Source organism: Pseudomonas allokribbensis (genome assembly GCF_014863605.1).
In the GTDB taxonomy this organism is placed as follows: domain Bacteria; phylum Pseudomonadota; class Gammaproteobacteria; order Pseudomonadales; family Pseudomonadaceae; genus Aquipseudomonas; species Aquipseudomonas allokribbensis.
Genome location: NZ_CP062252.1, coordinates 1,709,691 through 1,722,816, shown reverse-complemented (window position 1 = coordinate 1,722,816; position 13,126 = coordinate 1,709,691). Strand labels below are relative to the sequence as shown.

Below are 13,126 nucleotides of genomic sequence, written 5' to 3'. Positions count from 1 at the left end.
CTATTGAAGGGACAGGGCAGAACGGGCGCCAGCGCGCCCGGCTACCGTCAGATCTTGTTGAACAGACCCAGCTGGCTGATTTTGCTGAATGCCAGTTGCGAGGCCTGCAGCATGGTCTGCTGCAAGGTCAGGCGGGTCATCACTTCGGCAGGATCCGAATCACGGATCGAACCCTGAGTGGTGGTATTCGCCTGAGTCAGGCTCTGGTTGGTGGTGTTCTGGTCATCCAGCGACTGTCCGCGAGCACCGATCGACGTCACCGCCGAACCAATCTGATTGGCCGCGCTGTCGATGTTGCCCAGCGCCGACTCCATGGCACCCTGGAATTTCTGCTTGGCCACCGGATTCCCGTCGATCGGCGCATTCAGCGCCGTGACCATCTGGCCCAGGGTGTCGAGCACGTTCTGGGTCTGGTGGTTGTTGGACTGGATCGAGAACTGATCGCCCGCACCCGGCGTCCCGCCGAACGTGAAGGTCACACCCGCTGCCGTGGCGTTGGCGCCGACCATGGTGCCCGACGACACTGGCTTGCTGTCAGCTGTCACTGGCGCTGCATACAGGTCGAAGTTGGTGGCGCTGGTGAACTTCAGGATCGCACCGCCGCCCGACGGGAATGCCGCGTCGTAGGCCGCCTGGTTGGTCACGCCGGAGCCGGTGATGACCGCCGTCGACGCATTGCCCGCGCTGCGCGAGGTGGTGAACGAGTCAGGCGTGGCCGCCAGCTGAAAGCTGTGGCCGGCAATGACCGCATCCGGGTTGGTGTCACCAGGCTTGAGGTTGATGTTCAACTTCAGATCGACGCCACGGAAGCTGACGGTCTGGTTGGCGCCGTTGCTGTTGGTGATCGCGCCGTTCTGGCTGGCTTCGGTCGTCACGTCGTTGCCCAGGGCATCGGTGATTTTCAACTGAGTGCTGCTGATGAAATCCACGGTGTACGGCTGACCGGCCGCGAACTTGGCGTTGTACGTCGCGGCGGTGCCAACGATACCGTTGGTCAGCACCACGCGGCCATCATCGGGGGTTGGCGCGGTCATGCTGGTCGTGGTGCGGCTGGTGTTGATGGTCTGCTGGAACGCATCCCAGCCAGTGGTATTGGAGGCCACCGAAAGACCGTCGCCAATGCCCAGGTTGATCTGGGTCTGGTCACCATTGTAGGTGTAAGTGCCATCGGCATTTTGCGAGTACGGCGCGGTATCGGTCTTGGAACCGGAAAACAGGTAATTGCCGTTGGCGTCCTTGGAGTTCATCAGGCCCAGCACTTGTTGCTGGATCTGGCTCAGCTCGGCGGCGTAGGCCTTGCGGTCAGTGTCAGTGGCGATGCCGTTGTTGGCGGCCAGGCCGATTTCCTTGGCGCGCTGCAAGGCCGTGGTGATGGAGTTCAACGTGGACTCCTGCACGGTCAGCGCACTCTTGGTGGTATCGATGTTGCCCTGATACTGCTCGAGCATCGAGGCCTGCTGACCCAGCTTGAGCAGACGCCCGGCGCCGATCGGATCGTCGGCAGCGGTGTTGATGCGCTGCAGGCTGCTAGCCTCGTTGGCGGTCGCGACAGTCTTGCTGTAGTTGCGCTGATATTGAGCAGCTTGTGTCGCGTAATACTGGGCGGTGGAAATGCGCATGAATTACGGCTCCTTAAAGACTGTTGATCAGCGTTGCGAAGGTTTCCTGCGCAGCCTTGATGATTTGCGAAGAGGCGGTGTAGTACTGCTGATACTTGACCAGGTTGCCGGTTTCTTCGTCCAGGTTGACCTGGGACAGCGAATCACGCGCACCCTGCGCCTGATCCAGAATCACCGTGGTGGCGGCGCTGTCGGACTTGCTCTGAGCAGCCTTGGTACCGACGTTGGTCACCAGCTTGTTGTAGGCGTCAGTCAGGCTGATGCCCTTGCTCGCCGTGCCGGTATCCACGGTCTGTTTGGTCTGCAAGCCAACCAGCGCCTGCGCGTTGCGGTTGTCCGAAGAGGCCGCGCCGGTCAGGTTGATCGTGAAGGTTTCGCCTGGCTTCGGCGTCGCGCCCACGGTGGTCTGCACGGTAAAGGTTTTCTGCACGTTCGGCGTGACCGAGGTATCCATCACCGGAGCACCGGTGGAGTCGACCATGCCGATCTTGAGGTTCAGGGTGTTGGCCTGCCCCGGCACGATGGTGCCGGAACCGATGGTGTTGCCCTTGGCATCGACCATGTTGTACGACTGGCTGCCGCTGGCGACCGCACCCATGACCAGTTTGACCGGCGTCGAGTACTTGAGCGCATTCTGCAACTCGGCCTGGGAGGCCGGGTTGGTGATGTCGAGGGTGTCGATCAGCGTCGGCTGCGTGTAGGTGCCGGAATTGTTGGCACTGGCCACACCGGTCAACGGTGCTGCCGCCGCGATTTTCTTCGGATCGGTGAGCACGGTCTGGATGGTGCTGCCGGCGTTACGGGTCGGGGTCACCTTGAAGGTGTCGCCGGCGCTCAACGCACCGCCATTGAGGGCCAGGGTGAAGCCGTCGATCACTGGCGGTGGCGTGGTCGTGGTGCTGAACGAACCCATGTCGGTACCGTCCGAGCGCTTGACCGAGTAGTTGGTCGCGCTGGTGAAGGTGACCTGGTAGTCGCTGGTGGTCAGCTTGCCGGTGTCCTTGATGGTGACATCAAGGTTGCCGGAACCTGCACTGTTGGTCGACTGGGCAATGCTGCGCTGGCTGATCAGTGCAGCACTGTTGATGTCGTTGAAAATGGCCGCGCCGAAGTCACCGTTCTTGTCGATGCCCTGGGCTTGCTGGCGATTCATCTGGTCGGCAATGACCAGTGCTACACGGCCCAGCTCGTTGAGCGAAGGGTTGAGCACTTCATTGCGATAGGTCAGCAGACCACCGATTTCACCGCCGCTCATCACCGAGGTGATGTCGAGGGTGCTTGAGCCGCGATCCATCTGGATGCCCATGCGCGACGGGTCGTCCTTGCTCGGCACGGTGCTCAGGGTGTTGGTGGTGTTGCCGATGACCAGTGGCTGACCGCTGCCGACGTAGACGTCGAAACTGCTGCCGCGCTCGACGACTTGCGCACCGGTCAACTCGGAGAGCTGACGCACGGCTTCGTTACGGCTGTCGAGCAGATCGTTCGGCTGGCCGCCGCTGGTGGAAACCTCACCGATCTTCTGGTTCAGGTTGGCAATCGCGGTGGCCAGCTTGTTCACCTGGGACGTCATGTCCGACAGGTTGCCGTTGATCGTGGTGTTCTGATCGTTCAGCTGTTTGGCCAGCGCGTTGAAGCGGCTGGTCAGGGCCTGCGCACCGGTCAGTACCGACTGACGGGAAGTGTCGTCGGTCGCCGAGGTCGCTACACCCTGCATCGAGGTGAAGAATTTCTGCAGCACACCGGTCAGGCCCGTGTTGGTGTCGGACAGCGAGGCGTCCAGCGCGGTCGCCTGGGCACCGTACGCGGCCGCTTCGCTGTTGAGCGAGGTGGCGGTGTGCAGTTGTGTTTCGAGGTAAGAGTTGTACACCCGGCGCACGTCGGCCAGGGTCGTGCCCGTGCCGATGAAGACGTTGCCGAACTGCTGCGAGGACTTGGTGCCCTGCACGGTTTGCTGGCGTGAATAACCGGCGGTGTCGACGTTGGCAATGTTGTTACCTGTCACAGCCAGAGAGGACGAACTCGCGGCCAACCCCGACATCCCGATATTGAGCAAACTCATGATTCAAACCTTACCTTGTGTTTATAAAGGCGTTGTTGAAACGCCGGCCGCAGCGTAGTTCTGATTTACCGTCATCTGCCTGGCAATCTGCGAAATCTTGCTTGCGTAGTTCGGGTCGGTTGCGTAACCGGCCTTTTGCAACTCGCGTACAAACTGTTCTGGGTTATCGGCCGACTTCAGCACATCTTGATAGCGATTATTGCTCTGCAGCAAAGTCACCAGATCGTGGAAGCTGTCCTTGTACGAGGCGTAGGAACGGAACTCCGCCGTCTCCTTGACCATCTGCCCGTTGCGGAACTCGCTGGTGATCGCACGGGCCGAATCGCCCTGCCAGTTGCTGCTGGCCTTGATGCCGAACAGGTTGTGACTGCTGGTGCCGTCCTGGGCGCGCATGACCGACTTGCCATAGCCGGTTTCGAGTGCGGCCTGAGCCACCAGGTAACGCGGATCGACACCGATGCGCGCCGCCGCTTCCTTGGCCATCGGCAGCATGGTGTTGACGAATTCGTCGGCGTTGCTGAATGCCTTCTTCGCTGGCGCCAGCGGAATCTGCGCCATGGCGCGACCGTAAATCTGCATCTGCCCGCCAGAGGCCTTGTCCGCCTCGGCGCGGGCCAGCCAGTCGCCGTTGTACAGCGGACCGGAACCGGTGGCAGCGGCCGTCGTGGCTCGTTGCGGCAATTGAGTGGCCGCCGTCGGCGTGGCCGAAGGCACCAGACCGGCGAGCAAGCGATCAGCCAGTTTCGGTGGCAGCGCCAGGCGACGCTGGTTGATCATTTCCATGTCGTTGCGATGGGTCAGCTGGGTGTTCGGCGCATGCACCGAACGCGAGGCCCACAACGGACGTTCGCCATTGAGGCGCGACAGCGGACCGTTGGTAGCCACGGTGCCGGCGGCAATCGGCGTTTCCACCGCAGCGGTCTTGGCCAGGGCTTCCTGCTGCTTGGCAGCCGACGCGGCGGCGGCCTCGCCCGGTGCCATCGGTTTGTTCTTCGACATCTGCTTCATCAGCACGTCAGCCAGACCGATACCACCGCCCTCGCGGGACAGAGACACCGCCAGTTGCTGGTCGTACATTTCCTGATACTGCTTGGCTGCCGGCGTATTGAGCGGGTTGTCCTGGCCCAGCGCTTCAGTGGCCGAACGCATCGACTTGAGCATTTCACCGAGGAACAGCGATTCGAATTCCTGCGCAACCTTGCGCATGTTCCCGTCACTGTTCTTGTCGCCGACCTTGAGCTGGTTCAGACGATTGAGGTCGGAGTACGAACCCGAATCGCTGCTGCTGACCAGACCGCTTTTGCGCATATCCATAAGTGCCGTCCTCAGATCACGATCAGATCGGCTTGCAACGCGCCGGCCTGCTTCAGTGCTTCGAGAATGGCCATCAGGTCACCCGGTGCCGCGCCGACCTGATTCACCGCACGCACGATTTCGTCGAGGGTGGTGCCCGGGCCGAACTTGAACATCGGTTTGGCTTCCTGCTGAGCATTCACCCGCGAGCGCGGCACCACGGCCGTCTGACCATTGGACAGCGGGCCCGGCTGGCTGACGATCGGGTCTTCGGTGATGGTCACGGTCAGGCTGCCGTGGGTCACGGCGGCCGGCGAAACTTTCACGTTCTGGCCGATGACGATGGTGCCGGTACGCGAGTTGATGATGACTTTCGCCACGGCCTGACCCGGGTCGACTTCGAGGTTTTCCAGGATCGACAGATAGTCGACGCGCTGGCTCGGATCGAGCGGCGCGGTGACGCGGATCGAACCACCGTCGATGGCCTGGGCAACGCCAGGGCCGAGCATGTCGTTGATCTTGTCGACGATGCGCTTGGCGGTGGTGAAGTCGGAACGGTTGAGGTTCAGCGTCAGGCTGTTGCCCTGGTTGAAACCGCTCGGCACCGAACGTTCGACCGATGCACCGCCCGGGATGCGACCGGCCGACGGAACGTTGACGGTGATCTTCGAACCGTCACGACCTTCAGCATCGAAACCGCCGACCACCAGGTTGCCCTGAGCGATGGCGTAGACGTTGCCGTCGATACCCTTGAGCGGGGTCAGCAACAGGGTGCCGCCGCGCAGGCTCTTGGAGTTACCGATGGACGAAACGGTGATGTCGACCTGCTGACCCGGTTTGGCGAACGCCGGCAGATCGGCACTCACCGATACCGCCGCGACGTTTTTCAACTGCACGTTGCCCGATCCCGGCGGCACCTTGATACCGAACTGCGAGAGCATGTTGTTGAAGGTCTGCAGGGTGAACGGGGTTTGCGTCGTCTGGTCGCCGGTGCCGTTAAGCCCGACCACCAGGCCGTAGCCGATCAACTGGTTGGAACGCACGCCAGAGATGCTGGCGATATCTTTCAGCCGCTCGGCGTGGGCACCAAAGGCTGCGGACATCAACGCCGCAGCGAGCATGAGGCTCTTGAAATTCAACGTAGCCACCTAGAAAGGGAACAGCGGGCTGAGGAAGAAACGGTCGAACCAGCCTGGCTGACTCGCATCGGCGAACGAACCGGTGCCCGAGTAGGTGATGCGCGCATCGGCGACCCGGGTCGACGACACGGTATTGTCGGTGGCGATGTCATCGGCACGAACAAGACCGGCGATCCGCACCAGCTCATCACCGGTGTTGAGGGTCATCCACTTCTCGCCGCGCACAGCGATGATGCCGTTGGGCAGCACGTCGGCGACGGTCACGGTGATCGAACCGGTCAGGGTGTTGCCCTGGGCCGCCTTGCTGTCACCCTTGGTCGCACGGTCGCCGCTGTAGCCGACGTCCAGGCTCAGATCGTTACCGCCCAACGGGTTGTTGGTGGTGCCGCTGCCGCCGAACAACGAAGTCAGGCCGATGCCGGTCTTGCTGTTCTTGGCCACTTGCGAGTTGGCGTTCTTGCTGGCCTGAGTCTTCTCGTTCAGGGTGATGGTGATGATGTCACCGACCCGGAACGCCTTGCGGTCGCTGTACAGGTTCTGTTCGAAACCGGCCTGATAGATCGAGCCGTTGTTGGCGGCCGCCGGCAACGGCGTCCGCGGCAACACCGGGGCGTAGTAAGGGTCATTGGGCTTGGGCGTCGGAGCGACGCAGCCCGCGAGCGAGACCACCCCACCCAATGCCAGAACAGATACGAAGCGTTTCATGACCCTTACCTCACGGTGTTGCAGGCGGCCTCATGGCCGCCTCATAGACTTGATTACAGATTCTGCGTTACGAACGAGAGCATCTGGTCGGCGGTGGAGATCACCTTGGAGTTCATCTCGTAAGCGCGCTGAGTGGTGATCATGTTGACCATCTCTTCCACGGTGCTGACGTTGGAGGTTTCCAGGGTGTTCTGCAGGGTGGTGCCGAAACCGTTCAGGCCCGGAGTGCCGATTTGCGGCGCGCCGGAAGCGGCGGTTTCCAGGAATAGGTTGTTGCCCACGGCTTGCAGACCGGCCGGGTTGATGAAGTCGGCGGTTTGCAGGTTGCCGATCACTTGCGAGGCGGCGTTGCCGGCAACGGTGATCGACACGGTGCCGTCACGGCCAACGGTGAAGGTCTGGGCGTTGTTCGGGATGACAATGGCCGGCTCCAGAGCGAAACCGCTGGCGTTGACGATCTGGCCATTGGAGTCGAGGTGGAAAGTACCGTCACGGGTGTAGGACGTAGTGCCGTCCGGTTGCAGGATCTGGAAGAAACCACGGCCGTCGAGGGCCATGTCCAGCGGCTGCTCGGTGGTTTGCAGGCTACCGGCGGTGAAGTTCTTCTGGGTGCCGACGATGCGCACACCGGTACCCACTTGCAGACCCGACGGCAGTTCGCTGTCCTGGGTCGACTGAGCGCCTGGCTGACGCTTGATCTGATACAGCAGGTCCTGGAACTCGGCGCGGTCACGTTTGAAACCCGTGGTCGACACGTTCGCCAGGTTGTTGGAAATGGTGGTCAGGTTGGTGTCCTGGGCGGACAGACCGGTTTTGGCAACCCATAGAGCCGGAAGCATTCGATTCTCCTCGTGCGCCTGTTTTACGGCGCGACGTTCTGATAATTAGCTGATCTGCAAGACCCGAGCCATGGCCTGGTCGTCGTCTTTGGCGGTGTTCATCATCTTGACGTGCAACTCGAACTGCTTGGCCAGGGCCAGCACCGACGTCATTTCTTCCACGGCATTGACGTTGCTCGACTCCAGGAAACCCGACACCAGTTTGACGTTGGCATCGGCCGGCGCAGGCTGGCCGTCCTTGGTGTAGATCGAACCGTCCAGGCCCTTGTTCATGTTCTTGATGTCCGGATTGACCAGTTTGATCCGGTCGACTTCGGCCATGACGCGCGGGCCTTCGCCCATCGCACGAATACTGATGGTGCCGTCTTCACCGACTTCCACCTGCTGCTGCGGCGGCACGGCAATCGGTCCGCCGTTGCCCATGACCGGCATGCCGTTGCCGGCACGCAGCACGCCCAGGGCGTCGATATTGAGGCTGCCGGTGCGCACGTAGCTTTCGCCGCCGTTGGGGTTCTGCACGGCAATGAAACCGTTGCCGGTCACGGCGACGTCGAGGTCGCGACCGGTCTCCACCAGGGAGCCTGCGGTGAAGTCGGTGGCGGGCCGTTCGCTCATGGCAAACGCACGCGCCGGAAAGCTGTCACCGAACACCGGCATCGAACGCGCCTGTTCCAGGTCGCGCTGAAAACCATTGGTGGAGATGTTCGCCAGGTTGTTGGCATGAGCCTTTTGCGCCAGTGCGTTCTGGCTGGCGCCGGTCATTGCCACATAAAGGTACTTGTCCACACTCTTTCCTCTGCATGCCGGACGTTTGCCGCCCACCGCTGTACTGCTGAGCCACAAGCAATTTGCAGACCAACTTTTTTCTGGCGGTCGAGGACCCGATAAACAAAGGACTTGAGGGATTCAGCAGGGTTTGGGGAAATGTATCGAAGTCGAAAAACCGGCGGTGTCATGCCGCTTGGCGGCAATGGTGAGGCGCGATCACCCCGTGCCTTGCGCAGGAGTGATCGCGCAGGGATCAAGACTCGGTCTTGCCCACCTCATATTCACGCAACTTGTTGGCAATCGTGGTGTGCGAGACGCCCAGCCGCTTGCCCAGCTGCCGACTGCTCGGATGTTCGGAATACAGTCGCTCAAGCACTGCTTTCTCGAAGCGCCCGACAATCTCGTCGAGCCCGCCCTCCAGCGAGAAATCGCCAAGCGGCTGACGCACGCCATAGTCCGGCAGACGAATATGCTCAGCCTTGACCGTCCCGCCATCACACAGAGAAACCGCCTGGAACAGCACGTTCTCCAGTTGTCGCACGTTGCCCGGCCAGTGGTAATGACTGAGCCGATCCATCGCCGCCGGCGCCAGCTTCGGCAACGAGCAACCGATCTGCCGACTGGCCTGATCGAGGAAGTGCTCCACCAACGGCGTCAAACCGTCGAGGCATTCGCGCAGTGGCGGGATGTGCAACGAAAGCACGTTTAAGCGATGGTACAAATCCTGGCGAAACTCGCCACGGGCGCACAACTCGGACAGGTCGACCTGGGTGGCGCAGATCACGCGCACATCCAGGTAAACCTCTTCATCACTGCCCACACGACGGAAGCAACCGTCCTGCAGGAAGCGCAGCAATTTCACCTGTAAGCGTGGGCTCATTTCGCCGACACCATCGAGGAACAACGTGCCGCCCGCCGTCAGCTCCAGCAGCCCGAGCTTGCCTTCAGCCCGCGCCCCTTCGAAGGCACCGGGGCCGTAGCCGAACAACTCGGTCTCGGCCATCGATTCCGGCAGCCCCGCGCAGTTGAGCGCCATCAATGGCGACTGGCCGCGCGGACTCGCCAGGTGACAAGCCCGAGCCAGCAACTCTTTACCGGTGCCGGTTTCGCCTTCAATTAGAAGAGGCGCATCGAGCGGCGCCATGCGCCGGGCTTCACGCACCACCGCCGCCATCACTTTCGAGCTTTGAAAGATACTGTCGAAGCCACGCAACTCCTGCTTGCGCACGTTGTAGATGCGCTCGCCGACCCGATCCGCCCGATGCAGCGTCAGTACCGCACCGGCCATGGCCTCGCTGTCGTCGTGCTCCGATTGCAATGGAGCGATGTCGGCCAGAAAGATATCGCCCTTGACCTTGACCCGCATGCCGTTGATTCGCGATTTGTTGGCGCGCACCAGTTCGGGCAAATCGAAATCCTCGGCGTAACGCGACAGTGGAATCCCCGGCACTTCGTCGACCCGCACGCCGAGCAACTGCGCTGCCGCACGGTTGGCGGCAACGATCGAGCCGCCCATGTCGATCGACAGCACCGGAAACTCCAGCGCACCGAGCAACGCATTCAGTTCCATGTGTCGGCGCTCGCTGGGCATCAGCCCTACCCGCTTGACGCCGAACACCCCGGCGATGGCTTCGAATTTGGGCCGCAACGCCTGGAACTGCAGGTTGATCAGGTTCGGGCAATGCAGATAGATCGCATTGCCATGCTCACCGCCGACCTCGCCGCGGGCAACGTTGATCCCGTACTCCACCAGCAGATTGAGGATGTCGCGCAGGATGCCGATGCGGTTCTGGCAGTGGACTTTGATACGCATATAAAGGCCCGAAACAGGTAGAGGGGCGGATTTTTCTCTGCCGCCCGCAAGATAGTCGTCAAGATTATGTGACAGACACCGGCCATTTCAAACCCGCCAATCACCGTAATCACGACTTATCGCACAAAGCGTAACGATAATTTTACGATTTAAAGAGACTTTTCCTACTCGGCCGGTCATCAACCTGCTGCAACACGGCACGCTCTGGGGTATTTCTCAGTCCATAGCAGGACATAACAAGAACGAATTCCCCTCGCAGGAGAGCAGTATGAAGCAGACGCAATACGTGGCCCGCGAGCCCGATGCGCAAGGTTTTATCGACTACCCCGCCGAAGAACACGCGGTGTGGAACACGCTGATCACCCGCCAGTTGAAAGTGATCGAGGGTCGGGCGTGCCAGGAATACCTGGACGGTATCGAAAAACTCGGTCTGCCCCACGACCGCATCCCGCAACTGGGCGAGATCAACAAGGTGCTCGGCGAGACCACCGGTTGGCAGGTCGCCCGCGTCCCGGCGCTGATTCCGTTCCAGACCTTTTTCGAATTGCTCGCCAGCAAGCAGTTCCCGGTGGCCACGTTCATTCGCACTCGCGAAGAACTGGACTACCTGCAAGAACCGGACATTTTCCACGAGATCTTTGGTCACTGCCCGCTGCTGACCAACCCGTGGTTCGCCGAATTCACCCACACCTACGGCAAGCTCGGCCTGCAAGCGACCAAGGAAGAGCGCGTTTATCTGGCGCGCCTGTACTGGATGACCATCGAGTTCGGCCTGGTCGACACCCCGCAAGGCAAACGCATCTACGGCGGCGGCATCCTGTCTTCGCCGAAGGAAACCGTTTACAGCCTGTCGGACGAGCCCGAGCATCAGGCCTTCGATCCGCTGGAAGCCATGCGCACGCCGTATCGCATCGACATCCTGCAACCGCTGTACTTTGTCCTGCCGAACCTCAAGCGCCTGTTCGACCTCGCCCACGAAGACATCATGGGCATGGTCAAGCAAGGCATGCAGTTGGGTCTGCACGCACCGAAATTTCCGCCGAAACCAAAAGCTGCGTGAACCGTGGCTTTTACTTACAAGTGAGTCTGTCAGTCGTCGCGGCTTTGGTTTAGCGTGACGACATTGACGACCGTAACAGCTCTTATAAAAAAGACATCCGATCTCAGGAATCAAACCATGTCCACTTTGAACCAAGCCCATTGCGAAGCGTGCCGTGCCGATGCCCCACAAGTCAGCGATGAAGAACTGCCGATCCTGATCAAGCAGATCCCTGACTGGAACATCGAAGTGCGTGACAGCATCATGCAGCTGGAAAAAGTTTTCCTGTTCAAGAATTTCAAGCATGCCCTGGCCTTCACCAACGCCGTCGGCGAGATCTCCGAGGCCGAAGGTCATCACCCGGGTCTGCTGACCGAGTGGGGCAAAGTCACCGTGACCTGGTGGAGCCACTCGATCAAAGGCCTGCACCGCAACGACTTCATCATGGCCGCGCGCACTGACGAAGTGGCCAAGACCGCAGAAGGACGCAAGTAATGCACTTCGACGCCATCGGCCGGGTGCCCGGCGACCCGATCCTCGGCCTGATGGAGGCCTACGCGCAGGATTCCAACCCGCGCAAGTTCGACCTCGGCGTGGGCGTCTACAAGGACGCCCAGGGCCTGACGCCGATTCCCGAAGCGGTGAAAATCGCCGAGGCGCGTCTGGTCGAAAGCCAGGACACCAAGACCTACATCGGTGGCCACGGCAATCCGCTGTTCGGCAAGGTCATCAATGAGCTGGTACTGGGTGCCGATTCGGCACTGATCGCCCAGCAACGCGCTGGCGCCACCCAGACTCCGGGCGGCACCGGTGCCCTGCGTCTGGCAGCGGATTTCATCGCGCAATGCCTGCCGGGCAAAGGCGTATGGCTGAGCAACCCGACCTGGCCGATCCACGAAACGATTTTCGCGGCGGCCGGGGTCAAGATCAGTCATTACCCGTACGTCGGCAGCGACAACCGCCTCGACGTCGACGCGATGATCGCTGTGCTCAACGAAGTGCCGAAAGGCGATGTGGTGCTGCTGCACGCGTGCTGCCACAACCCGACCGGTTTCGATCTGAGTCACGACGACTGGCACCGGGTGCTGGACGTGGTGCGCAGCCGCAACCTGCTGCCGCTGATCGACTTTGCCTACCAGGGCTTTGGCGACGGTCTGGAGCAGGATGCATGGTCAACCCGGCTGTTCGCCGCCGAGTTGCCTGAGCTGCTGATCACCAGTTCCTGCTCGAAGAACTTCGGCCTGTACCGCGACCGTACCGGTGCGCTGATCGTCTGCGCGAAAACCGCTGACAAGCTCATCGACATCCGCAGCCAACTGGCCCACATCGCCCGCAACCTGTGGTCGACGCCGCCGGATCACGGCGCGGCCGTCGTCGCAACAATCCTCGCCGACCCGGAGCTGAAACGCCGCTGGGCCGACGAAGTGGAAGCCATGCGTCTGCGCATCGCCCAGTTGCGCAGCGGTTTGGTCGAAGCGCTGGAACCGCACGGTCTGCGCGAGCGCTTTGCGCACATTGGCGTGCAACGCGGGATGTTTTCCTACACCGGCCTGTCGCCGGAACAAGTGAAAAACCTGCGCGAGCATCACAGCGTGTACATGGTCAGCTCGGGCCGGGCCAACGTCGCCGGGATTGATGCGACACGTCTGGATCTGCTGGCCGAAGCGATCGCTAGCGTCTGCAAATAAACGAATGTCAGGGGCGGCGGGCACACCGCCGCTCCCGCATTTGCCCTGCGTCACCCTGTCGCACTTGTCTAGACAATCCCGCCCGTCGCAACAAGCGGAATTAAAAATCTGTTTGTCATTTTTACTGCTGTATCCTTCGCAGGCTTTCTGAAAGCGCGGATCTA

11 protein-coding genes are annotated in these 13,126 nt (G+C 61.1%); 3 read left to right on the top strand and 8 right to left on the bottom strand.

The window, feature by feature from the left end:
* Positions 1–47: 47 nt before the first annotated feature.
* The 8 genes from IF199_RS07900 to IF199_RS07865 all read right to left on the bottom strand — a co-directional run bounded on the left by IF199_RS07900 (position 48) and on the right by IF199_RS07865 (position 10,235).
* A complete protein-coding gene (locus IF199_RS07900) occupies positions 48–1,619 on the bottom strand; it encodes a flagellar hook-associated protein 3 (protein ID WP_096822207.1) in 1,572 nt (523 codons plus the stop codon).
* 13 nt (positions 1,620–1,632) lie between these two features.
* Positions 1,633–3,678 (bottom strand): flagellar hook-associated protein FlgK, encoded by a 2,046-nt coding sequence (gene flgK, locus IF199_RS07895; protein WP_096822208.1) that lies wholly within the window; start codon positions 3,676–3,678, stop codon positions 1,633–1,635.
* A gap of 21 nt (positions 3,679–3,699) precedes the next feature.
* Positions 3,700–4,992: a flagellar assembly peptidoglycan hydrolase FlgJ gene (gene flgJ, locus IF199_RS07890; RefSeq protein WP_192560082.1), complete on the bottom strand. Its 1,293-nt coding sequence runs from the start codon at positions 4,990–4,992 to the stop codon at positions 3,700–3,702.
* An 11-nt stretch (positions 4,993–5,003) separates the two neighbouring features.
* On the bottom strand, positions 5,004–6,092 hold the full coding sequence (locus IF199_RS07885; RefSeq protein WP_080593281.1) for a flagellar basal body P-ring protein FlgI: 1,089 nt from the start codon (positions 6,090–6,092) through the stop codon (positions 5,004–5,006).
* Between the two features lie 27 nt (positions 6,093–6,119).
* Entirely contained in the window at positions 6,120–6,815 is a 696-nt protein-coding gene (gene flgH, locus IF199_RS07880) for a flagellar basal body L-ring protein FlgH (protein ID WP_007965503.1), read from the bottom strand.
* 53 nt (positions 6,816–6,868) lie between these two features.
* Positions 6,869–7,654: a flagellar basal-body rod protein FlgG gene (gene flgG / locus IF199_RS07875; protein WP_096822210.1), complete on the bottom strand. Its 786-nt coding sequence runs from the start codon at positions 7,652–7,654 to the stop codon at positions 6,869–6,871.
* A 45-nt stretch (positions 7,655–7,699) separates the two neighbouring features.
* Entirely contained in the window at positions 7,700–8,440 is a 741-nt protein-coding gene (locus tag IF199_RS07870) for a flagellar basal body rod protein FlgF (RefSeq protein ID WP_096822211.1), read from the bottom strand.
* Between the two features lie 235 nt (positions 8,441–8,675).
* On the bottom strand, positions 8,676–10,235 hold the full coding sequence (locus IF199_RS07865; RefSeq protein WP_192560081.1) for a sigma-54-dependent transcriptional regulator: 1,560 nt from the start codon (positions 10,233–10,235) through the stop codon (positions 8,676–8,678).
* A 223-nt stretch (positions 10,236–10,458) separates the two neighbouring features.
* Between IF199_RS07865 and phhA the strand changes: the two genes are divergently transcribed.
* The 3 genes from phhA (at position 10,459) to IF199_RS07850 (ending at position 12,962) form a co-directional block, all read left to right on the top strand.
* Positions 10,459–11,295 (top strand): phenylalanine 4-monooxygenase, encoded by an 837-nt coding sequence (gene phhA / locus IF199_RS07860; protein WP_225739972.1) that lies wholly within the window; start codon positions 10,459–10,461, stop codon positions 11,293–11,295.
* Between the two features lie 117 nt (positions 11,296–11,412).
* Positions 11,413–11,769 (top strand): 4a-hydroxytetrahydrobiopterin dehydratase, encoded by a 357-nt coding sequence (locus IF199_RS07855; RefSeq protein ID WP_003222798.1) that lies wholly within the window; start codon positions 11,413–11,415, stop codon positions 11,767–11,769.
* Entirely contained in the window at positions 11,769–12,962 is a 1,194-nt protein-coding gene (locus IF199_RS07850; RefSeq protein ID WP_192560080.1) for an amino acid aminotransferase, read from the top strand. The genes IF199_RS07855 and IF199_RS07850 overlap by 1 nt, the downstream gene beginning before the upstream one ends.
* Positions 12,963–13,126: the final 164 nt, after the last annotated feature.

Coding starts and splice junctions, on each gene's coding strand:
- IF199_RS07855 (WP_003222798.1), top strand. CDS start 11,413: ATGTCCACTTTGAACCAAGCCCATTGCGAAGCGTGCCGTGCCGATGCC.
- flgH (WP_007965503.1), bottom strand. CDS start 6,815: ATGAAACGCTTCGTATCTGTTCTGGCATTGGGTGGGGTGGTCTCGCTC.
- IF199_RS07865 (WP_192560081.1), bottom strand. CDS start 10,235: ATGCGTATCAAAGTCCACTGCCAGAACCGCATCGGCATCCTGCGCGAC.
- flgG (WP_096822210.1), bottom strand. CDS start 7,654: ATGCTTCCGGCTCTATGGGTTGCCAAAACCGGTCTGTCCGCCCAGGAC.
- IF199_RS07885 (WP_080593281.1), bottom strand. CDS start 6,092: ATGCTCGCTGCGGCGTTGATGTCCGCAGCCTTTGGTGCCCACGCCGAG.
- IF199_RS07900 (WP_096822207.1), bottom strand. CDS start 1,619: ATGCGCATTTCCACCGCCCAGTATTACGCGACACAAGCTGCTCAATAT.
- flgJ (WP_192560082.1), bottom strand. CDS start 4,992: ATGGATATGCGCAAAAGCGGTCTGGTCAGCAGCAGCGATTCGGGTTCG.
- IF199_RS07850 (WP_192560080.1), top strand. CDS start 11,769: ATGCACTTCGACGCCATCGGCCGGGTGCCCGGCGACCCGATCCTCGGC.
- flgK (WP_096822208.1), bottom strand. CDS start 3,678: ATGAGTTTGCTCAATATCGGGATGTCGGGGTTGGCCGCGAGTTCGTCC.